Annotated in this window: 18 protein-coding genes and 6 pseudogenes; 4 read left to right on the top strand and 20 right to left on the bottom strand. The window is 68.2% G+C overall.

The genetic code is table 11. The features are described from left to right. Positions 1–91: 91 nt before the first annotated feature. From radA to purF, 3 genes and pseudogenes are all read left to right on the top strand, one after another. A complete protein-coding gene (radA, locus tag JGR78_RS02115; protein WP_182791456.1) occupies positions 92–1456 on the top strand; it encodes a DNA repair protein RadA in 1365 nt (454 codons plus the stop codon). Positions 1457–1503: 47 nt separating this feature from the next. Next, positions 1504–2103 carry a CvpA family protein gene (locus tag JGR78_RS02110; protein WP_182791457.1) on the top strand — a complete coding sequence of 200 codons (600 nt, stop codon included), beginning with the start codon at positions 1504–1506 and terminating at the stop codon, positions 2101–2103. 146 nt (positions 2104–2249) lie between these two features. Beyond that, positions 2250–3698, top strand: a pseudogene (purF, locus tag JGR78_RS02105) (amidophosphoribosyltransferase); the annotation flags it as partial. A 106-nt stretch (positions 3699–3804) separates the two neighbouring features. Here the strand turns inward: purF and JGR78_RS02100 are convergent. From JGR78_RS02100 to JGR78_RS17965, 15 genes and pseudogenes are all read right to left on the bottom strand, one after another. Continuing rightward, positions 3805–4800 carry a glycosyltransferase family 2 protein gene (locus tag JGR78_RS02100; protein ID WP_182803913.1) on the bottom strand — a complete coding sequence of 332 codons (996 nt, stop codon included), beginning with the start codon at positions 4798–4800 and terminating at the stop codon, positions 3805–3807. A 112-nt stretch (positions 4801–4912) separates the two neighbouring features. Then, positions 4913–5077, bottom strand: a complete 165-nt coding sequence (locus tag JGR78_RS02095) for a hypothetical protein (protein ID WP_182791459.1) — start codon at positions 5075–5077, stop codon at positions 4913–4915. A 148-nt stretch (positions 5078–5225) separates the two neighbouring features. Then, positions 5226–7088, bottom strand: a complete 1863-nt coding sequence (locus tag JGR78_RS02090; protein ID WP_182803909.1) for a DEAD/DEAH box helicase — start codon at positions 7086–7088, stop codon at positions 5226–5228. A 283-nt stretch (positions 7089–7371) separates the two neighbouring features. After that, on the bottom strand, positions 7372–8310 hold the full coding sequence (gene catA / locus JGR78_RS02085) for a catechol 1,2-dioxygenase (protein WP_182791461.1): 939 nt from the start codon (positions 8308–8310) through the stop codon (positions 7372–7374). 36 nt (positions 8311–8346) lie between these two features. After that, positions 8347–8637: a muconolactone Delta-isomerase gene (catC, locus tag JGR78_RS02080; RefSeq protein ID WP_182791462.1), complete on the bottom strand. Its 291-nt coding sequence runs from the start codon at positions 8635–8637 to the stop codon at positions 8347–8349. A gap of 2 nt (positions 8638–8639) precedes the next feature. Further along, the gene (locus tag JGR78_RS02075; protein ID WP_182791463.1) at positions 8640–9812 is read right to left on the bottom strand and encodes a muconate/chloromuconate family cycloisomerase; all 1173 of its coding nucleotides are present in this window, start codon (positions 9810–9812) and stop codon (positions 8640–8642) included. Positions 9813–10146: 334 nt separating this feature from the next. Continuing rightward, positions 10147–11286 (bottom strand): alpha-D-ribose 1-methylphosphonate 5-triphosphate diphosphatase, encoded by a 1140-nt coding sequence (locus JGR78_RS02070; protein ID WP_182791464.1) that lies wholly within the window; start codon positions 11284–11286, stop codon positions 10147–10149. Continuing rightward, a complete protein-coding gene (phnN, locus tag JGR78_RS02065; protein WP_182791465.1) occupies positions 11283–11825 on the bottom strand; it encodes a phosphonate metabolism protein/1,5-bisphosphokinase (PRPP-forming) PhnN in 543 nt (180 codons plus the stop codon). The genes JGR78_RS02070 and phnN overlap by 4 nt, the downstream gene beginning before the upstream one ends. Next, positions 11822–12355 (bottom strand): annotated as a pseudogene (locus JGR78_RS02060) (ATP-binding cassette domain-containing protein); the annotation flags it as partial. The pseudogene JGR78_RS02060 and the gene phnN, both read right to left, overlap by 4 nt. Before the next feature lie 138 nt (positions 12356–12493). Then, positions 12494–12640, bottom strand: a pseudogene (locus JGR78_RS18350) (ATP-binding cassette domain-containing protein); the annotation flags it as partial. Positions 12641–12649: 9 nt separating this feature from the next. Continuing rightward, positions 12650–13133 (bottom strand): annotated as a pseudogene (locus JGR78_RS02055) (alpha-D-ribose 1-methylphosphonate 5-phosphate C-P-lyase PhnJ); the annotation flags it as partial. Then, positions 13130–13729, bottom strand: a complete 600-nt coding sequence (locus tag JGR78_RS02050) for an HAD family phosphatase (protein WP_182803907.1) — start codon at positions 13727–13729, stop codon at positions 13130–13132. The pseudogene JGR78_RS02055 and the gene JGR78_RS02050, both read right to left, overlap by 4 nt. Then, a pseudogene (locus JGR78_RS02045) lies at positions 13726–14722 on the bottom strand (carbon-phosphorus lyase complex subunit PhnI). Before JGR78_RS02045 ends, JGR78_RS02050 begins: the two are co-directional and overlap by 4 nt. A gap of 31 nt (positions 14723–14753) precedes the next feature. After that, a complete protein-coding gene (locus tag JGR78_RS18345) occupies positions 14754–14882 on the bottom strand; it encodes a phosphonate C-P lyase system protein PhnH (RefSeq protein WP_255434812.1) in 129 nt (42 codons plus the stop codon). A 29-nt stretch (positions 14883–14911) separates the two neighbouring features. Continuing rightward, the gene (locus JGR78_RS17965) at positions 14912–15268 is read right to left on the bottom strand and encodes a phosphonate C-P lyase system protein PhnH (protein WP_255434805.1); all 357 of its coding nucleotides are present in this window, start codon (positions 15266–15268) and stop codon (positions 14912–14914) included. Between the two features lie 200 nt (positions 15269–15468). On the opposite strand from JGR78_RS17965, the gene JGR78_RS17960 reads away from it, so the two are divergent. Next, complete coding sequence (locus JGR78_RS17960) at positions 15469–15813, top strand: hypothetical protein (RefSeq protein WP_234450820.1); 345 nt, start codon at positions 15469–15471, stop codon at positions 15811–15813. Between the two features lie 72 nt (positions 15814–15885). Here JGR78_RS17960 and JGR78_RS02035 read toward each other — a convergent pair whose 3' ends face one another. The 5 genes and pseudogenes from JGR78_RS02035 to JGR78_RS02015 form a co-directional block, all read right to left on the bottom strand. After that, a complete protein-coding gene (locus JGR78_RS02035) occupies positions 15886–16623 on the bottom strand; it encodes an ABC transporter permease (protein ID WP_234450925.1) in 738 nt (245 codons plus the stop codon). A gap of 57 nt (positions 16624–16680) precedes the next feature. Beyond that, positions 16681–17007: a PhnD/SsuA/transferrin family substrate-binding protein gene (locus JGR78_RS02030; RefSeq protein ID WP_182791468.1), complete on the bottom strand. Its 327-nt coding sequence runs from the start codon at positions 17005–17007 to the stop codon at positions 16681–16683. Positions 17008–17359: 352 nt separating this feature from the next. Continuing rightward, positions 17360–18119 (bottom strand): annotated as a pseudogene (locus JGR78_RS02025) (phosphonate ABC transporter ATP-binding protein). Positions 18120–18233: 114 nt separating this feature from the next. Further along, the gene (locus JGR78_RS02020) at positions 18234–19193 is read right to left on the bottom strand and encodes an IS481 family transposase (RefSeq protein ID WP_182806304.1); all 960 of its coding nucleotides are present in this window, start codon (positions 19191–19193) and stop codon (positions 18234–18236) included. A gap of 57 nt (positions 19194–19250) precedes the next feature. Then, a complete protein-coding gene (locus JGR78_RS02015; protein ID WP_200559407.1) occupies positions 19251–19976 on the bottom strand; it encodes a YoaK family protein in 726 nt (241 codons plus the stop codon). Positions 19977–20132: the final 156 nt, after the last annotated feature.

Genomic DNA, 20132 nt, shown 5'->3' with positions numbered 1-20132 from the left:
TTCCCTTGCTGGTGCTGCGGTCCAACCACCGCCTGCTAGATAGGTTCCGCCGCGCTTGCGGCCGCCCGGTGGGGCTGCCACATAGGCCGGCATGGCCAAGCCCGTCACCTCCTTCACCTGCACCGCCTGCGGTGCCGCGCATCGCAAGTGGTCCGGCCGCTGCGAGGCCTGCGGCGAATGGAACACCATCGTCGAGGAAGCGCCGCTGAGCCAGGGACCGGGCCGGGGCCTCGGCGCCCAGCGCGGCCGCACGATCCCGCTGAGCGGGCTGTCCTCGACCGAGCCGCCGCCCGCCCGCGCGCCCTCGGGCATCGAGGAACTGGACCGGGTCCTGGGCGGCGGACTGGTCCCCGGCAGCGCGATCCTTGTCGGCGGCGATCCGGGGATCGGGAAATCGACCCTGATGCTGCAGGCTGCCGCGGCCTTCGCCCGCCGGGGCACCTCGGCCGTCTATATCAGCGGCGAGGAAGCCGGCGCGCAGTTACGGATGCGGGCGCAACGGCTGGGGCTTTCGGACGCGCCGGTGCGGCTGGGGACGGAAACGGCGCTGCGCGACATCCTGACGACGCTGGACACGGAACGACCCGAGGTGGCGGTGATCGATTCCATCCAGACGCTGTGGTCCGACACGGTCGAGGCCGCGCCGGGCAGCGTGGGGCAGGTCCGCGCCGCAGCCCACGAGCTTGTGACCTTCGCCAAGCGATCCGGCGTCGCCGTGATCCTCGTCGGCCATGTCACCAAGGACGGCCAGATCGCCGGTCCCCGCGTGGTCGAGCACATGGTGGACACGGTGCTTTACTTCGAGGGCGAGCGCGGCCACCAGTTCCGTATCCTGCGCGCGGTCAAGAACCGCTTCGGTCCCTCGGGCGAGATCGGCGTCTTCGAGATGACCGGCGGCGGGCTGTCCGAAGTCGCCAACCCCTCGGCCCTGTTCCTGTCCGAACGGGGCGAGCCTGTGCCCGGCAGCGCCGTCTTCGCCGGCATCGAGGGCACACGGCCCGTGCTGACCGAGGTTCAGGCGCTGGTGGCACCCTCGACGCTCGCCGCGCCGCGCCGGACGGTGGTGGGTCTGGACAGTGGCCGTGTGTCCACCATCCTCGCCGTGCTTGAGGCCCGGTGCGGCATCCCCTTTGCCGGGCTGGATGTGTTCCTGAACGTCGCGGGCGGGATGCGGGTCGTGGAACCCGCCGCCGACCTTGCCATCGCGGCAGCGCTGCTGAGTGCGCGGGAAGACCACGCCCTGCCCGCCGAAACGGTGTTTTTCGGCGAGATCAGCCTGTCGGGCGCGCTGCGTCCTGTGGCGCAGGCGGAAAACAGGTTGAAAGAGGCGCAGAAACTTGGTTTTTCCCGGGCCATCCTGCCCGAGGTCCAGAAGGTCGAGGGCGGCGGCGGCATGAGCCTTGCGCGGGTCGCCGATCTGACCAGTTTCACGGGCGAGACATTCGGAGCCGGATGACCGCCCCAATCATGCCGGGCCAAGGCCCGCACAGAGGGCGGTAGAAGATGGACGGATTCACCCTGATCGACGGCATTGTGGCCGCCGTCATCATTCTGTCGGCGATCCTCGCCTATTCGCGCGGCTTCGTGCGCGAATCGCTGGCGATCATGGGCTGGATCGGCGCGGCCGTGCTGGCCTTCGTCTTTGCCGCGACCCTGCGCCCGATGATCGCCCAGATCCCTTACGTGGACAGCATCATCGCTGACAACTGCGAACTTGGCATGATCGCGGGATTTGCCGTGGTCTTCGCCCTGGCGCTGGTGGTGTTTTCCATCCTGACGCCGCTGTTCTCGTCGGTCGTGCAGCGGTCGGCGCTGGGCGGGGTCGATCAGGGCATGGGCTTTCTCTTCGGCGTGGCCCGCGGCATCCTGCTGGTCGTGATCGCCTTCATCGTCTACGACCGGGTGATGACGACGCAGCGGGTCGCGATGGTGGACCAGTCGCGTTCCGCCCAGGTCTTCCAGCAGATGAGCGGCGAACTGAACCAGCAGATCCCGCAGGACGCGCCCGGCTGGCTGGCCGCCCGCTTCGAGCAACTGGTCCGCGACTGCGGCCCGACCGGCGTCACGGTGGCGCCCACCGCCCCCGCGCCTGCCGCGAACTGATCCGAAAGCCGCGACGTTCCGGTGATCTGCCGCCCTGTGGGGTGACTTTTCACCGGTTCCATCCTACATAGACGCAGTCCCGCTCGACTCGGGGCTGCTACAGCCGCCCGAGCGACCTTCACCCCACACAGCTACAGGCCGACGCGATGCAGCCCTTTCTTGCGGATCCATTCGACAGCGACCGGCTGCACGAGGAATGCGGCGTCTTCGGCGTGATCGGCGTCAATGATGCGGCGAACTTCGTCGCTCTCGGCCTGCACGCGCTGCAGCACCGCGGGCAGGAGGCCGGCGGCATCGTCGCCTTCCACCCCGACAAGGGCTTCAACAGCGCCCACCGCTTCGGCTACGTCCGCGACAACTTCACCAAGGCGTCGCTGATGGAAACCCTGCCGGGCGAACTGGCCATCGGCCATGTCCGCTATTCCACCGCAGGGGCAAAAGGCCCGGCGATCCGCGACGTCCAGCCCTTTTTCGGCGAATTCGCCATGGGCGGCTGCGCCATCGCCCATAACGGCAACATCACCAACGCCGTCGCCCTGCGGCGCGAGCTGATCGAGCGCGGCTCGATCTTCCAGTCGGGCTCGGACAGCGAATGCATCATCCACCTGATGGCGCGGTCCATCCAGCGCAACATCCCCGAGCGGATGAAGGACGCGTTGCGCCGGGTCGAGGGCGCCTTCAGCGTCATCGCCATGACCCGCACCAAGCTGATCGGCGTGCGAGACTCGCTGGGCGTGCGCCCGCTGGTGCTGGGCAAGCTTGCGGGCGACGGCTATGCGCTGGCGTCCGAAACCTGCGCGCTGGATATCATCGGCGCCGAGTTCGTGCGCGAGATCGAGCCGGGCGAGATGGTCGTGATCTCGAAGGGGAAGGTCGAAAGCTCGCGCCCCTTTGGGCCTGCCTCGGGCCGCTTCTGCATCTTCGAGCATGTCTATTTCAGCCGCCCTGATTCAATCATCGGCGGGCGGTCGGTCTATGAGACGCGCAGCCAGATCGGCGTGGAACTGGCCCGCGAGGCCCCGGTCGAGGCCGATCTCGTCTGCCCCGTCCCCGATTCAGGCACCCCCGCGGCCATCGGCTACGCGCGGGAAAGCGGCATCCCCTTCGGCATGGGGATCATCCGCAACCAGTACATGGGCCGCACCTTCATCGAGCCGACCGAGCAGATCCGCAACATGGGCGTCCGGCTGAAGCTGAACGTCAACCGCGCGCTAGTGAAGGGCAAAAGGGTCGTGCTGGTGGACGATTCCGTGGTGCGCGGGACAACCAGCCGCAAGATCAAGGACATGATCATCGACGCGGGCGCGGCCGAGGTGCATTTCCGGGTCGCCTCGCCGCCCACCGCCTGGCCCTGCTTCTACGGCGTGGACACGCCGGACCGCGACAAGCTGCTGGCCGCGAACATGACCCCCGAGGAAATGCGCGACTGGATCGGCGTGGACAGCCTCGCCTTTGTCTCGCTGGACGGGCTTTACCGCGCCGTGGGCGAGGCGCAGGGCCGCAACGATTCCTGCCCGCAATATTGCGATGCATGCTTTTCGGGCGACTATCCGGTTGCGCCCTTCGACCAGCTTGAACGCGGCTTCCGCATGAAGCCCGATCCGCTGTCAGGCGATGCCGAGGCGCAGCAGGACCAGACCGGCTACGAGCCGGTGGACCACACCCTTCCCCCGAACAACGCCACCCACGCGGCGGAATAGCTCAGCCCGCCAGCGCCTCGATCAGCGCGGCATGGCGGCGCTCGGTTTCTGCCTGCGCCGCGGCAACCTTGGGGATGTCCATCAGCCGCGCGTATTCGGCCTGCAGCCGGGCACCGTGGCGCTGGCCGAAGCCGGTGTCGCGGATGCCCGCCCCGGCGATGCGGTCGAAATAGCGATAGGTGTGGCGGTCGTTCTGCTGCCCCTTGGGGGCGGCACCCCGCCCCCGGTCCTGCCGCAGCAGGAACGAGGCCAGCGACTTGACCGCGTAATGGTTGTAATGCGCCATGCCGTAGCGGATGTCCTCGACCGGAACGTTGCGCAGGAAGGCCCACAGCTTGCCGCCCGGCGGGATTGCGAAGGTCGAGCCATCCGCCCGCATCACCAGCAGGTCGCCGTCCCCGCGATATCCCATGACCGAGTGGTTGTGGATCTGCCGGAACCGCCCGATCCCCCGCGTCAGGGTCTTGACGGGGCCGTTCGCGCGATGCCGCTCGGGCAGGCGCCGGGTGAACTGGTCGGTGACAAGGCCCGGCTGCCACTGGGGATCGTCGCCGGTCCCGAAGGTCCGGGCGTTCAGCATCACGATGTCCACGCTCTCCTCGGTCGCGGCGGTCAGGTCCTGCACCTTGCCCTGCCCCGTGCAGACATCCAGGAACTCGTCGGCATCCAGCACCATCAGCCAGTCGGCGCGGTCAAGCCCGTGCGCCTTGCGCATCGCCGCATAGGCGGCGTGCTGCGGCACCTCTCCGGGTGCGACGGTGCTGCGGTGATGGATGATCGCGCCAGCGCGGTCCAGCGCGTCCAGCAGCAGGTCGGTCCCGTCGCGGCAGTCGTTCGAGGCGATGAAGATGCGGTCAAAGCCGATGGCGCGGTGATGGGCCACGAATTCCAGCGCATAAGGCCCCTCGTCCCGCATGGACGAGACCAGCACATGGCCCAGCGAAGCCTTTGCGCCCGCTTCGTCCGGCACGGGCATGGCCATGCGGTCGTCCTGCATGATTGCCTCCACCTGATCCGGGCCGGGGCCTGGCGACCAGCCTGCGCCCTTCGACCGGGCGGATGTGTCCTGCACCGGGGGCGAGGTCAAGCGGATCGGGGCCGGGCCTTGTTCAGGCAGTGGACTCCCTGGCGGGCTGCGATGCCCCGTCCTCGGCCGCGGCCTGCTCGACCACGGCCTCGAACAGTTCTCCCAACTCGCGCTCGGTCAGATCTTCCACGGTCGTGCCCGCCGGCAGCAGGGCATCAACTGCATCACGGGTGGTCGTCGGCATCATCCTGCCTTCTGCCCCAAGGGGGCGCTTCGGGGAACGGGGAAACCCAAGCGTTATCCGCGCGGACCCCGAGCGGTCAAGCGGCCGCATCGGCCGCCTGACGCAGCGGCAGTTCAAACCTGCATGAGCAGACCGCCGGGACGAGGCGTCGTCAATGCTTGGGGGCCTTGGCGGGCCAGCGCGGCTTGCCTGTCGCGCCCGCCACCTTCGGCTTGAACCTGGCGCGAGGGGCCTCGGCCGTGCCGCCGGGCGCCTTGTCGAATGACTTGCCGGCCTTGGCTGCACGCGGCCGCTTGGCGGCAGGCCCGCTGTCCTTCTGGCCGTCCAGAGGCGTCCAGCGCGGTTGCGCCTCGGTCCGGGGCGCCTTTGCCGCGCCGCGGACGGGGCGCGGCGGCCGGGCTGCGGCTCGGGACCCGTGGTCGGGACTGTCCAAGCTCGGCTCGCCCGGCAGGCGGCGCATGGACAGGCCCGGCTCCAGTTCCGCTTCGGCGCCGAAGCGGGGGGCCATTGCCGCCGCGATCTGCACGAAGGTCTCGTCCTGGCGGACGCGGATCGCGCCGATGGCGTCGCGGGTGATGCCGCCCGCCTCGCAGATCTTGGGCAGAAGCCAACGCGCCTCGGCCCGGCCGGTATGCCCGACCGACAGCGCGAACCAGACGGCCTCGCCGAACTCGCCGCGCGGACGCGGGGCGGCGGCCGTCTGGGGCACCGTGGTCTCCATCAGTTCCTCGGGCGCGGGCCGACCCTCGCGCCACAGCCGCACGAAGGCTGCCGCGACCACCTCGGCACCGAAACGTTCCAGCAGCAGCGCGGCGGTTGCGGCTTCCTCGCCCGGTTCCTCGGTCAGCGCCGGGTGGTCGAGCAGCCGCGCGTCGTCGCGGGCAAGCACGTCGTCCGCCGAGGGCGCCTTGCCCCATTCCGCCTCGACCTTCGCGCCTTGCAGAAGCCGCTGCGCCTTCTTGGTATCGCCCGGCGTCACGATCAGCGCCGAAACGCCCTTGGCCCCTGCCCGGCCCGTGCGGCCGGAACGGTGCAGCAGCGTTTCGGAATTGGTCGGCAGGTCCGCGTGGATCACCAGCTCCAGCCCCGGAAGGTCGATGCCGCGGGCGGCCACGTCGGTGGCGATGCAGACCCGCGCCCGGCCGTCGCGCAAAGCCTGCAGGGCATGGGTCCGTTCCGCCTGGCTGAGTTCGCCCGACAGCGCCACGGCCTTGAAGCCGCGGTTGCCCATGCGGGCCAGCAGGTGGTTCACGTTGGCCCGCGTCTTGCAGAAGACGATGGCGGTCTGCGCCTCGTGAAAGCGCAGCAGGTTGAAGATGGCGTTCTCGCGGTCCCGCGTCGTCACGCTGAAGGCGCGATAGGCGATGTCGCCGTGCTGGCGTGCCTCGCCGGCCGCGACGATGCGCAGGGCGTCCTTCTGGAACTCGGTCGCAAGCTTCGCGATGGCTGGCGGCACGGTGGCCGAGAACATCAGCGTGCGGCGGTCCGCGGGGGCGGATTGCAGGATGAACTCCAGATCCTCGCGGAAGCCGAGGTCCAGCATCTCGTCGGCCTCGTCCAGCACGCAGGCGCGCAGCGCCGACAGGTCGAGGCTGCCGCGTTCCAGGTGGTCGCGCAGCCGTCCCGGTGTGCCCACGACGATCTGCGCGCCCCGCGCCAGCGCCCGGCGTTCGGTGCGATAGTCCATGCCGCCCACGCAGGTGGCGATCTGCGCGCCCGTGCCTGCATAAAGCCAGTCCAGTTCGCGGGCGACCTGCAGCGCCAGTTCGCGTGTGGGCGCAATGGCCAGCGCCTGCGGCAGCGGGATTTCCGGCAGCCGGTCGCCGTCGAGGATATCCGCGGCAATCGCCAGCCCGAAGGCCACCGTCTTGCCCGAGCCGGTCTGCGCCGACACCAGGATGTCGCGCCCCGCCGCGTCGGTGGCCAGCACGGCCTGCTGGACCGAGGTGAGGCTGTCATAGCCCTTGTCGGCCAGAGCCGCGGCCAGCGGCGCGGCGATTTCGAGATCTGTCATTGATACTTTACCAGAAGGGGATGCCACGCACCCGATGAGCGGCACCACGTCCTTCCAGTCCGGGCCCCTGCGCCCGGCCATCAAGGAAACCTCGCGCCAAGGGAGTTCCGCTATCCGCTGGCTGCGCGAAAGTCAACCGCCTGTCGCCCCAACCCTGACCACAAACCGACATTTCCCCTGCCCCGCACAGGCAGGAGCTGCCCGCGCCGGTCACGGCATCGGGCAGCCCCCTCTTTCGTTCGCGCCGCCTTCCGGCGCTGCGCCTGCCGGATGGCGGCGAGAATCAGGCGACCGCGCGGCGGCGGGCTTCGTTCACCTGGTTGTCCACACCCTCGACCAGCGGCGTCAGGTGGATGTCGAAGACGATCTCGGCGAAGGGACCCTCAAGGCCGTTCGCCTGGATGCTTTCCGGGTCGGTCCGCTCGATCACCGGCGGGACCAGCCCCTCGCGCGTGGCATAGGCAAAGTCGTCGTTCACCAGCGGGTCGCCCTCGATGTTGATCTGGGTGGTCAGCTTGCGGTGCCCTTCGGCGCTGATGAAGAAATGGATATGCGCCGGGCGCTGGCCATGGCGGCCGAGCGCCGACAGCAGCGCCTCGGTCGGGCTGCCGGGCGGCACGCCGTAGCCGCTGGGCAGGATGCTTTGAAACCTGTAGCGCCCGTTCTCGTCGGCGATGATCGTGCGGCGCATGTTGAAGGGCGCCTGCTTGCCGGTCGGGTCGAAGTGCGAATAGAAGCCGCGTGTGTCGCAGTGCCAGACCTCGACCGTCGCGCCGGGCATCGGCTGGCCGTCCGCCCCGTGGACCGTGCCGTGCATGATCAGCGTGTGGCCGTTGGTGTCGGTGCCGTCGTCCAGCCGGGCGAAGCCCTGCTCGACCGGGGCGCCCGCCACGTAAAGGGGGCCTTCGATGGTGCGGGGGGTCGGGTTGTCGATGCCCAGTTCCGCGTCGATCGCGTCCAGCCGTTCGTCCAGGAAATGGTCCAGCCCCAGGCCGGGCGAGATCAGCCCCGCCTGCCCCGCTGCCCCAAGGTCGTTGAGCCAGGCGATGGCGGTCCAGTATTCATCGGGCGTCACGTCCATCTCATCGATGGTGCGGAACAGGTCCGACATGATCCGGTGGATGAGCTGCTTTACGCGCGGATCGCCGCCCTCGTTGTCAAGCCCGCTGAGCGTCCTCAGGAACTGCTGGATGTCGGGCCTGTCGAAAATCCTGACTGTCATCTGGTCCTCCTTCTGGAATGATGGCGCGGTCGCGGCCTAGGCGTCGTCGTCGCGGATCGACGAGGGGTGGCGCAGCAGGGGCGTCACCTCGATCTTCATGAACCTGAACAGCGGCAGCCCCGACAGGATCTCGTGCAGTTCCGCATTGTCGCGCACGTCGAAGACGCTGTAATTCGCGTATTGCCCGGCGATGCGCCAGATGTGGCGCCACTTGCCGCTGCGCTGCAGATCCTGCGAATAGGCCCGTTCCCGCGCGATGATCTCGGCCGCCTCGTCGGCGGGCAGGTCATGCGGAATCCGCACATCCATGAACACGTGAAAAAGCATTTTCAGCGCCCCTGCCCGATGTCGATGGTCCTGCGCAGGCCGTCCCGGGCGAAGAAGGCGACGCGATCCTCGTCCAGTTCGATGCCAAGGCCGGGGCCGCCCGGAACCTCAAGCTCGAAATCGCTGTAGTCCAGCGGGGTGGCCAGGATCTCCTCGGTCAGCAGCAGCGGGCCGAAAAGCTCGGTGCCCCATTGCAGCCGGGGGAAGGTGGCGAAGACCTGGGCCGAGGCCACCGTGCCGACGCCGCCTTCCAGCATCGTGCCGCCGTAAAGCCCGATCCCCGCCGCATCGGCGATGGCCGCGACCCGCTGCGAGGCGTAAAGGCCGCCGCTCTGCTCGATCTTGACGGCGAAGACATCGGCGCCGCCCACCTTGGCAAGCTCGAAGGCGGTCTCGGGCCCGTGCAGCGATTCATCTGCCATCAGCGCGATGGGAAAGCGGCGCACCAGCCGCGCCAGCGCCGCGGTCGAGGCGACCGGCTGCTCGACCAGCTCGCAGCCCGCGTCGGCCAGCGCGGCCATGCCGTAGGCGGCGTCGGTCTCGTTCCAGGCCATGTTCACATCGACGCGCACGGCGCCGCGGTCGCCCAGGGCGCGCTTGATCTCGGCCACATGGGCCATGTCCTCGCGCACCGCCCTTGCGCCGATCTTCAGCTTGAAGATGCGGTGCCGGCGCAGGTCCAGCATCTGCTCGGCCTCGGCGATGTCCTTGGCGGTGTCCCCCGAGGCGAGCGTCCAGGCCACCGGAAGCCGATCGCGCAGCCGTCCGCCCAGCAGTTCGCTGACCGGCAGCCCCAGCCGCTTGCCCTGCGCGTCCAGCAGCGCCGTTTCCACCGCGCATTTGGCAAAGCGGTTCTCGCGGATCATCCGGCCGATGCGGACCATCAGCGCCTGCACGCGGCTGGCGTCCTGGCCCTGCATCACCGGGGCGAAATAGCTGTCGATGGCAAGCTTCATGCTTTCGGGGCTCTCGCCGCCATAAGCAAGGCCGCCGATGGTCGTGCCCTCGCCGATCCCGACGATTCCGTCGCTGCAATGGACGCGCACCAGCATCAGCGTCTGGCCGGTCATGGTCGCGACCGACAGTTTGTGCGGCCGGATCGTCGGCAGGTCGACAATCACCGTCTCGACCCGCTCGACAGTTGGGAAAGGGCTATGTCCGGGGAACTGTGTCATGCAGTCATGCATGCCCTGTCGGCCGAGCCTCGTCCAACATCATTTGCATCTGTGATGATACCCCCCAGGGTATCGCGGGGCGATGCTCACCGGCATGGTCGCAGGGGCTTCGGCTGCCTCGACGCAGGATCGCAGCCGATATGCTGCCGATAGACCTGCGGGTATCCCGGCTTCGCCGCTGGCGCGGGAAGGTCAGGTCACGCCGTCAGAGGCTTTGCACTCTCATACATGGAACGCAGGAAAATGCCCGGAGGAAGCCTGCCGGGACGCGCAGGTGCCGCCATGGCAACGGCGTTTCCGCCGGAAACCCGCTTGTTCCGGCAAAGTCTCATCTTCAGACCCGCCGTCCCTGTACCCAGGCGCCACGCACCGCGCCAGCATTGCCGATGCGCGTCACCCGGATGGCGTCGGCGCGGGCGCCGATTTCCAGCCGCCCACGGTCGTGCAGATCGGTGGCCCGCGCGGGCGCAATGGTCACGGCCGCAATGCCGCGTGCGGTGTCGCCCCAGATATCGCCCAGCATCAAGGCCCCGGTCAGCAGCGACGAGGGCACATAATCCGAGGACAGGATGTCCAGCAGCCCCTCGGAGGCCAGCGCCGCCGCCGCGACATTGCCGCTGTGAGAGCCGCCGCGGATCAGGTTCGGCGCCCCCATCATCACCAGGATGCCGTGGTCGTGGCAGGCGCGAGCGGCCTCGGCGGTCGTCGGGAACTCGGCGAAATGGACGCCGTGACCGGCGCTGACCGCCACCTGCCCGGCGGTGGTGTCGTCGTGGCTGGCCAATGTCGCGCCATAACGGCGGGCCTCGGACACCACGATGGCCTCGTGACGGGCGCCCACGCGTTCCTTCAGGGCGGTCATGTGCAGGACATGGGCGTCGAAGACCTCGTCGGTCATGGCGAAGCGGCCGGTGTAATAGTCGCGCAGCTTGGACAGGTCCCGGAACTGCCGCTCGCCCGGCGTGTGGTCCATCAGGCTGACGATGCCGATGCGGTCGTCGGGACCGAACTTGGCCATTTCCGCGATCAGCGTCTCGGAACAGACCTCGGCCCGCAGATGCAGGAAATGGCTGATCCGCAGCGCGCCCTGCGCCCGCAGGTCCATGATCTCGGTCGCAAGCGCGCGGGCATATTCGCCATAGTTCGCATCCGCGTCGGACACGACAGACCCGACCCGCAGCGCGTCGAAGACGGTGGTGATGCCCACGCCCGCAAGTTCCGCGTCATGGGCGATAATGGCGGCCTGATGCGGCCAATGCACCTTGGGGCGCGGCTGCAGGTGGCGTTCCAGGTTGTCGGTGTGCAGTTCGATCAGGCCGGGCATGACCAGGTCGCCCTCGCAGTCGATGGCGCCGGCGGGCACCTGCGTGCCCTGCGCGATGTCGGCAATGCGGCCGCCGGCCAGCCGGACCTGACCGCTGATGGTCTCGCTGGGCAGGACAAGGCGGGCATTGGCAAGGATGGTTTCGGTCATCGGTTGTCCTGTGTTGTCATTCCCGCGGCATCCAGCGCGGCCAGCAGCCGGGCCACGCCCTCGTCGGGGGTCGCATCGTTCATCACGGTCGCGGTCGCAAGCCCGTCGGGCAGGTCGAAGCCGGCGCGATCCAGCCGTTCGGCAATGTCGCCGGGGGTTTCGCGTCCGCGCGCGGCCAGCCGCCGGGCCAGCAACTCTGGCGGGGCGGTGATAACGATCACCCGCAGGTCGGGGAAGACCGCCTGTGCCGCAGGCAGCGCCGCGCGGCTGCCGTTGAAGATCACGTCGCCGTCACCCCGCACCTGCGCGCTTGGTATCCCGTAGCTCAGGCCGTGGGCCTGCCAGTCCAGCGCGAACTCGCCCCGTGCCTTGCGGGCGGCGAATTCCGCGGGCGTGACGCCCTCGAAATCCTCGCCCCCGGCCCCGGTCGGGCGGGTAATGACGCGGCGGGCCAGCCGCAAGCCGGGACGCGCCCGCAGCGCGCCCTCGATCAGCGTGTCCTTGCCCGCGCCCGAGGGGCCGACCACCGCGAAGATCATGCCACAGCCTTGGGCGTGAAGCCGGTCACGTCCACCAGCCGGTCGCAGACGCAGGCGCGGGCGGCCTCGTCGTGGAAGATGCCGAGGACTGCGGCAACGCGCGCCCTGGCTTCCTCGATCAGGCGCAGCACGACCTCGCGGTTCGTAGCGTCAAGGCTGGCGGTGGGTTCGTCCAGCAGCAGCGCCGCGTAAGGGCGGGCGAAGCCGCGGGCGATGTTGACGCGCTGCTGCTCGCCGCCCGGGAAGGTGGTGGGCGACAGGCCCCACAGCCGCTCGGGGATGTTGAGCCGGCGCAGCAGCGCCGCCGCCCGCGCCTTTGCCGCGTCGGGGGGAGTGCCCAGCGTCAGCAGCGGCTCGGCCACCACCTCCAGCGTCGGCACGCGCGGGAGGCGCAGGAACTGGCTGATATGGCCCAAGGCATACCGCCGCAGCGCGATGATCCCGCGCGGCGAGGCCGTCGCCACATCGGTGCCGCCCACGATGATGCAGCCCCCGGCGGCAAGGTAGTTGCCCCAGAGCATCCGCATCAGCCGATGCGCCAGCAGCCGGACCACGGCAAGGTCATGGGTTACGATGAGGACAGACAGCCCGAGGTCGCGCACGAGCCCGCGCAGCAGGTCCGGCAGACGCGCCTTCACCGAGACATCCAGGCCCCGGGTCGGCTCGTCCATGAAGACCAGCCGCGGCCCGGTCATGAGGTTCCGCGCGATCTGCAGCCGCTGCTGCATCCCGCCCGAGAACTGCGCGGGCCTGTCGTCGACGCGGTCGGCGGCGGTTTCGGCCCGACCCAGCCAGTCCTGCGCGGTTTCTCGGATGCCGCCATAGTTGCGCGCGATGTCCTCGTACAGCTTGACATGCATGAGGCCGTATTCCTCAAGTTCGTGCATCTTGCGCGTTTCCGTCTCGCGCGGTTCCAGAAAGCGCAAAGGTTCCGGGATCGGCACCTGATAGACGAGGATCTGGTCCTCGGCCAGCGGCTGTTCGGGGATGCAGTGGCGGGTCTGGATGACGGCCGCCTCGGCGGTGCGTTCGGTGACGGCGACGCCTGCGGTGCGCTGGAAGAACTTGCGGATGCTGACCGCGTTGTTGGGGTCGTCCGCGCCATCGTCGATGACCTTCAGCCGGTCCCCGGGGCTCAGGCGGGCGGTCGTCACCTGCACCGCTGCCGGTGCCCCAGCCGTAAGGCATGGGCATCTCGCGGCTGGCGAAGGGCACCTGATAGCCGGGCACCGCCACGGCCTTGAGGATCGCGCGGCGGATCATGCGGGTGGCCTGTTCGTCCGGGCAGGCGAAGTTGCAATCGCTCACAGCAGCCCCCGTTCGCTCAGGTCGGTTTCCAGCCCCTCGGGCGTGGTGAAGACCACCGCCTCCATCCCGAAGGCACGGGCACCTGCCGCGTTGGCCGGGCTGTCGTCGATGAAAAGGCAATCCGCAGGGTCCAGCCCGTTGCGGGCGCAGAGGACACGAAAGATCGCGGCATCGGGTTTCAGCAGCTTCTCCTGCCCCGAGACCACCACGTCGCGGAAGACCTGCGTCAGCCGGGGATGCAGGCGCTGGGCGTCGGGCCAGGTCTCGTCTGACCAGTTGGTGATCGCGTAAAGCACGTGGCCTCGCGCCGCCAGCCGGTCCACCAGCGCCCATGTGCCCTCGATCGGCTCGGCGATGGTCTCGGCATGGCGCGAAGGATAGTCAGTCGCCGGATGCGCGCGCTCGCCATGGCGGGCGCGCAGGTCGGCGCTCGCTTCGGCCCAGCTTCGACCGCCGTCCTGAAGGCGGTTCCAGTCGTGGAAGCCCACCTCGTCCAGATAGGCATCGATGAGTTCGGGGCTGTCGAAGTGATCCGCGAAGGCCGCGTTAAGGTTCCAGCGGACCAGCACATTGCCGATGTCGAAGACGATGTTCATGCTGCAGCCTCCTGCATCGGCGCGGCTTCGGCCTGCAGGCGGCGGACGAGTTCCAGTTCCGCCTGGAAATCAACATAAAGCGGCAGATTGATATGTTCCAGGAAGCCAGTCGCCTGGATGTTGTCGCAGTGATAGAGCACGAATTCCTCGTCCTGCGCCGGGGGCGTCGGTGTCATCCTCGCCCAGTTCCCGCCAGCGCGGCGCCCGGTCCACGAGGCTCATGGAGACGGCCTTCCGTTCGGACTGCCCGAAAACCAACCCATAACCGCGCGTGAACCGCGGCAGCTTGGTGCGGGAGCCCTTGAACTGGTTCACCGTCTCGGATTCGGTCAGCTCGACCTCGCCGATCTCGACGGAAAAGCCCAATTTTAGAATCCCCACCTCGACGGCCACGCGGCCGATGCGAAGCTCGCCCACGAAAGCATGGATGCGGCCAAGGCCGCGCTGGGTGGAAGAGGCGAGCGACAGGATGAAGCCCTCGTCCCTCCGCGCCAGCGCCTGCAGTCGCAAGGGACGGGCGGCGGGCAGTTCCAGCGGCTCGCGCGTCAGGTCAGGGAGCGCGGTGTCGCCCTGCGCCTCGGGGGTCGCGTCCTGCGCGGGTGCAGCCGCGACCTCGCCCTCGGCCCCGAGCTTCATGTCGAGCGGACGGTGCGTATAGTCGAAGGCCGGCCCCAGCACCTGCCCGCCCGGCAGGTCCTTGAAGGTCGCGCTGCCCCGCCGGTCCACCGCCATCGCCGCCGTGTCCACCGGACGCGAGGCCCCCAGCCGTGGCAGCGTCGTTCGATGGGCGCGGATCAGGAACACCGCTTCGATCAGGTCGCCGCGCGCCTGCCTGATCGCCAGCGCGGCAAGGTCGGGTCGTAAAGCGAGCCTTCTGTCATCCCCCCGGTTGACCGCCAGCCGCATCTGTTCGCGGATCGGGGCAATGGTCAGGTCCGGGACGGCGGGGTCGCCGCGGAGTTCCTCGGCCAGCCAGACATGGGCATTGTCGATGGCGCGCTCGCCACCCTGACGGCGACCTACATCAGGTAGCCTCCACGCGCGTTGAACGGGGCACCGCGGCGAGCCGGTCGCCGCAGGTCAGGATGCAGTCCCAGCCCAGCGGGAACAGCGCCCGGTTGTGCCGGAACGCCGCCGTTTCCGGTAGCGACAGGCTTGCCGCGTCGCGGATGCCGGGTGCGGTCAGGCGTCAAGCCGTCCGGTTTCCACGATCAGCGTAGCCGAGCGGTCGGGACAATCCGGCTGCCCGGTGCGGAAGCGGCTGACGGGCTGCAGTGCGGTCCATGTGCCCAGGGCGAACACTGCCTTCTCTGCCAGGACAAGCGGAGCGCCGAGGGAGAAGGCCAGCCAATCCCGCAATGCCGGGCAGTCCACCGCGCCCGCAAGGAACAGCGGAGGCGTCGGGTCCGCCACCACCAGCAGCGCCATGCCCGCGGCGGGCGACAGCGGCGCGGGAGGTGCCGCGCCCTCGACATGGTGGATCGTGCTGGGGCAGGCTATCGCCTCAAGATTCGAGTCTGCAAGGGCACCACCGGGCAACCCGCGACGATCATCAAGGGGTCCACGTCCTTCATCACCACCGCGCCCGAGGCAACGATGGCCCCTTGCCCCCAGCGTGACCTCGGGCTTGACGATGGCGCCATGCCCGATCCGGCAGTCCGGCCCACGCGCCGCAAGGGCGGCGAAGAAGGCGGGTCGTCCTCCGCATCCTCCCAGTAAGAATTTGAAGGGTAGAGGAAATGATGCTGCGCCGCATGGGTCCAAGGATGATCCGTCAGCCCGATCCGCACCATCGCCGCGATACGGGCGAAGTGCCCGACCGTGGTGTTGGCAACATCCGCCAACCGGTGGCAACAGGCATAGTCTCGGTAATCCGAGTTCAGGACGCGCGACCCCTGCCCCACCCCGCACCAAGCGCCAAAGGTCGAATTGGCCATCTCGCATCGCGGATGGATGAAGGGGCCATCGACGGACAGTCGGGGCATCTCTGCATATTTCTTCTTTGTTCAAACATCCTGCGGGCTTCCAAGCGCCCGGACAGGGCGCGGATCAGAAAACAGCCGTCATGGCTGTTTTCCCGCTGAATGAGTCCGGTGGTCTGTTTTCAGCGAGGAAGGCTCCGGCAGCGCCCCGGTGCGGCGGCTCAACCCCCGTGTTCACCCGCCCCGGATGAGCCTGCGCCGCACCCAGCCCGACAGGCTGTCCATCAGAATCACCACCAGCACGATCAGCACCATGTAACGGGCGACCTCCTCCCAGTCCTTCCGGGTCATGATCGCCTGCGTCAGCAAAAGCCCGATGCCCCCCTCGCCTACGAAGCCGAGGACGGCGCTGGCGCGGACGTTGATCTCGAAACGCAGCAGCGCGCAGGAGAGCCAGTTCGGCGCGACCTGCGGGATCACGCCCAGCCACATCCGCTGTGACCAGTTGGCACCGACCCAGTGCAGGTCCTCGACGGACCCGGCGTCGGCGTTCTCGGCCACTGCAGAAAACATGCCCAGCGCACCCGCCGTGTGGATCGCGATGACGATGACGGCGGGAACCGGCCCGCCGCCGAGAATGAAGATCAGGACCGGCGCGATCTCGGGCACGGCGCCGAAGTCATCCATCAGGCGGCGGAAGACCGGCGTCAGCCGCGGCCAGCGCGACAGCTCGCGCGTGGCCAGCAGCGTCGCCACGGCGGCGATGTTGACCGTTTCGACCAGCGAGGGGAAGAACTGCACGATCCGCCCCGGAATGGCGGCCCGCTTTTCCCAGGCCTCGGACAGCACTTCGGACGGAAAGGCCGTCAGCATCGGCAGGCCGTTCAGGAAACCGCCCGCGTTGCGTCCCTCGGCCAGCAGGATGTCGGTTTCCTGCAGGTCGGCGGTCAGTCGGGTGACCTTCTCCTTCATGTCCTCGGGCAGCGCCGCGCGCAGCACCATCGGGCCTTCGGGGATCAGCTTCGAGCGTCAGATCTCGACCAGTTCGTTCATGTCGATCAGACCGGCGTCGGCAGCCTTGCGGAAGGCGCCCGAGTTGTCGCCGTCTTCGCAGTTCCCCTGCCCGTCGGCCCAGGACAGGCCCGCGTCGATGTCGCCGTTCCGGATGCCGACCAGCGTCTGCTCGTGCCCGCCCGACATGCGGATCTCCGAGAAATGCTCCTCGAGCGGGCCATGGGTGTGGCGCAGATCGGCGTCCGGAACCAGATGGCCCGAGGTCGAGTTCGCGTCGGCACGGGCGAAGCCGCTGGAACAACAGCCGGTCGAGCCGTCCATGTTCTGCTTGATCGGCCGCACCGTGACCGCATCGGGGTCGATCAGGTGGATCTTGGCATAGCCCGAAGCGCCCAGTCAGGCATAGTCCAGCGTGCCGCCCGGCAGCCCATTGGATCACCCCGTCATGATCGGCGGGGGCGAAGACCTTGACGGGGAGACCCGGCGCCTCTTCGACCCTGGCGCGCAGGCATTCGCCCGAGGTCAGACGGTCTCTCCGCCCATGACGCCGATGTTGAACTGGCTGATCTCCTGGGCCGAGAGGGGGCCGACCAGCGCGGTGGCGGCGGCAAGAACGGCGGTGGGGGTCTTCATGAAAGGCTCCATGCAGTTGCGGCTCCGGCTTTCGGGGCCAAGGGGAAGTGGTTGGAAGGTGTCAGAACAGCATCGCGTCCGCCCAGGCGCGGTCCGGAGCGCGGTCGGCGGTCGATGTTGCAGCCTCGTTGAAATCGGCGCCGGCGCTGTAGATTTTGCGGGCGACGCCTGTCGAAAGCTGCTCGGGGCGACCGTCGAAGGCGATGCGGCCGTCGCACATCCCGATCACGCGGTCGCAATAGCGCCGCGCAGTGTCCAGCGTGTGCAGGTTGGCGATCACGATGGGCGCGTCCTCGGCATTGATGCGCTTGAGCGTGTCCATCATCACCTGCGCGTTCAGCGGGTCGAGGCTGGCGAGGAGTTCGTCCGCAAGGATGATCCGGGGGTCCTGCATCAGCGCGCTTGGGCGCCTGCTCGGCGATGCCGAGGCGATCGAGGATGTCGAGCGCCCGCAGGATGTCAGCTTTGGACCACAGGCTGAACATGGTCGGCAGGGTCGCGCAGCAGTTGAGGACGCCGCAAAGGACGTTCGACACCACGTCCATTCGGGGCACAAGGTTGAACTGCGGGAAGATCATCGCACATTGCGGCCGCCATTCGCGGGCAGGGACACCCCGCAGAGCCAGCACGTCGCGCCCCTTGACCATGATCTGCCCCGAAGTCGCGTCTGTCAGCCGGTTCATCAACCGCAGGAATGTGGGCTTGCCCGCGCCCGACCGCCCGATGATGCCGACAAAGGCAGGCCCATCGACCGAGAAGCTGACGTCATCGACCGCCGCCTTGGCGCCGAACATCCGCGTCACCGATTTCACCTGCAGCATCTCTGTCCGTCCCGGGTCAAGCTCGGGGCGCTGATAGGGACTGCAGATGACGGATTTCTGGCAGGCACATGAGACCTGGGTACCGGTCGGAGCGGTGCCGCGGAACACTGACGGCTAGGTGTTCAGTCCCGGCATCTGGTGGATCGGGTTGAGGATGAATCTGTCCGGCTCTGAGGTCCAGACCTTGCAGATGTATTCGTAGGGGGTGAGCCCCTTCAGCGTCTTGAGCCGACGCGCAAAGTTGTAGGCAGCCATGAAGTCGGCCAAGTGCGCGCGCAGCTGGTCGTGATCGTCGTAGTGGAAGCGCTTGACGGTCGCTTCCTTGATCGTGCGGTTCATCCGCTCGACCTGACCATTGGTCCAGGGATGGTTCGGCTTTGTCAGCCTGTGCTCGATCCCGTTGGCCTCGCAGATCATGTCGAAGCGCATCTGCCGCGACCAGGCGGTGTTCCGGTTGCGCGGCTGGTCGGCGAATTGGATGCCGTTATCGGTCAGGATTGTATGAATGCGGTAGGGCACGACTGTCAGAAGGTGTTCTAGGAACTCCCACGCCGTCTTCCTATCTGCCTTGTCGACAAGCTGGGTGACCGCGAACTTGCTGGTTCGGTCGATGCCGACAAAGAGATAGAGCTTGCCCTCACCCGTCTGGAGTTCGGCGATGTCGATGTGAAAGAACCCGATCGGATAGCGCTTGAAGCGCTGTCGCTTCGGCTTGTCGCCCTCCACATCAGGCAGACGCGAGATGCCGTGCCGTTGAAGGCACCGGTGCAATGCCGACCGTGTCAGGTGCGGGATCGAGGGCTGTAGAGCGTAGAGGCAATCGTCCAGCGGCAGGAGCGTGTGACGTCGGAACGCGACGATCACCGCTTCCTCGGCCTCGGTCAGGACCGTCGAGCGCGGCTCCTTCGGTCCCGTCTTCAGGTCCTCGACCGTCGTCCGCTTGCGCCACTTCGCCACCGTCTTGGGGTTGATCCCCAGTTCCCGGCTCAGCGTCGCGAGCGAAGCTTGCGATCGTTGTATTGCAGCTCGGACGGCGTGCGTGGTCGTGGCGCTTCCGTGACGAACCTGGCCCATAGTGCCTCCTTCCATTCATGAGAAAGGATCACACCATCAAACCATGGGATCAAACACCTAGGGCCTGACCCTCCGGCCCAGCAGCGCGGGCAGCGACAGCCCCAGAAGGACGGCGGCAAGCGGCAGGGCAAAGACAAAGCCGATGCGCGAAAAGCCTGCCGCACCGACCACGCCGCCCGCGACGAAGACGCCGACAAGCTGCAGGTGGATGCGCAGTTTCCGGGGGTCGGCGCCCATGTGCCGTCCCGGGAAGGCGCGGGCAAAGACCTCGCGGCCCAGCTCGATCCCGATGTCGGTGATCATGCCGGTCGCATGGGTCGTGCGGATGCGCGCGCCCGAGATCTTGGTGATCGTCGCGTTCTGCATCCCCATTATGAAACAAAGGCAGGCCAGCGCGAACAGCCGTCCCGGCGGGCTGGTGAAGATGCCGCCGCTGGCGAAGCAGGCCAGAAACCCCCCCTGCACCGCGACCGGCAGGGCATATTGCCGCCCCATGCTGCGAAGCCGCGCCCAGTTGATCAGCAGCGTGCTGAAACCCGCGCCCGCGACAAAGGCGCCGATGGCGACGGCGGCGACAAGGGCGATCCAGAACTCTCCGATCACGAGATTGTCGGCCAGTTGCGACAGGTAGCCCGTCATGTGCGAGGTATAGGCGCCCAGCGCGAAGAAGCCGCCCGCGTTCGACGCGCCCGCCACCGCGGCCAGCACCGTTGCCAGCACCAGGTCGGTCCCGCGCGAGCGGCGATGCCCCATCAGCACCCGCGCCGAGGCGACCGGTCGCAAGATACGTCTGCGGAACCTCACAGCGGAACGCAATCCTCGGGGTGACGGGTCTGCCTGAGACTAGGGGCACAGCCGCTGCGGCGGCAAGATGCAGAGACGGCTGATGGCTGACCGACTTTCCCGGCCAAAGCCGGACTGCCCGGCCCGTGACGGCGG

The sequence above is a fragment of the Paracoccus sp. MC1862 genome, from assembly GCF_016617715.1.
Taxonomy (GTDB): domain Bacteria; phylum Pseudomonadota; class Alphaproteobacteria; order Rhodobacterales; family Rhodobacteraceae; genus Paracoccus.
The sequence above is the reverse complement of the archived record's forward strand: the minus strand, read 5'-3'. Positions and strand labels throughout refer to the sequence as shown.

What these genes read in the sequence shown, in the direction of transcription:
- radA (WP_182791456.1), top strand. Translation starts at nt 92, where the DNA reads ATGGCCAAGCCCGTCACCTCCTTCACCTGCACCGCCTGCGGTGCCGCG.
- JGR78_RS02110 (WP_182791457.1), top strand. Translation starts at nt 1,504, where the DNA reads ATGGACGGATTCACCCTGATCGACGGCATTGTGGCCGCCGTCATCATT.
- JGR78_RS02100 (WP_182803913.1), bottom strand. Translation starts at nt 4,800, where the DNA reads ATGCAGGACGACCGCATGGCCATGCCCGTGCCGGACGAAGCGGGCGCA.
- JGR78_RS02095 (WP_182791459.1), bottom strand. Translation starts at nt 5,077, where the DNA reads ATGATGCCGACGACCACCCGTGATGCAGTTGATGCCCTGCTGCCGGCG.
- JGR78_RS02090 (WP_182803909.1), bottom strand. Translation starts at nt 7,088, where the DNA reads ATGACAGATCTCGAAATCGCCGCGCCGCTGGCCGCGGCTCTGGCCGAC.
- catA (WP_182791461.1), bottom strand. Translation starts at nt 8,310, where the DNA reads ATGACAGTCAGGATTTTCGACAGGCCCGACATCCAGCAGTTCCTGAGG.
- catC (WP_182791462.1), bottom strand. Translation starts at nt 8,637, where the DNA reads ATGCTTTTTCACGTGTTCATGGATGTGCGGATTCCGCATGACCTGCCC.
- JGR78_RS02075 (WP_182791463.1), bottom strand. Translation starts at nt 9,812, where the DNA reads ATGACACAGTTCCCCGGACATAGCCCTTTCCCAACTGTCGAGCGGGTC.
- JGR78_RS02070 (WP_182791464.1), bottom strand. Translation starts at nt 11,286, where the DNA reads ATGACCGAAACCATCCTTGCCAATGCCCGCCTTGTCCTGCCCAGCGAG.
- phnN (WP_182791465.1), bottom strand. Translation starts at nt 11,825, where the DNA reads ATGATCTTCGCGGTGGTCGGCCCCTCGGGCGCGGGCAAGGACACGCTG.
- JGR78_RS02050 (WP_182803907.1), bottom strand. Translation starts at nt 13,729, where the DNA reads ATGAACATCGTCTTCGACATCGGCAATGTGCTGGTCCGCTGGAACCTT.
- JGR78_RS17960 (WP_234450820.1), top strand. Translation starts at nt 15,469, where the DNA reads ATGATGCTGCGCCGCATGGGTCCAAGGATGATCCGTCAGCCCGATCCG.
- JGR78_RS02035 (WP_234450925.1), bottom strand. Translation starts at nt 16,623, where the DNA reads ATGAAGGAGAAGGTCACCCGACTGACCGCCGACCTGCAGGAAACCGAC.
- JGR78_RS02020 (WP_182806304.1), bottom strand. Translation starts at nt 19,193, where the DNA reads ATGGGCCAGGTTCGTCACGGAAGCGCCACGACCACGCACGCCGTCCGA.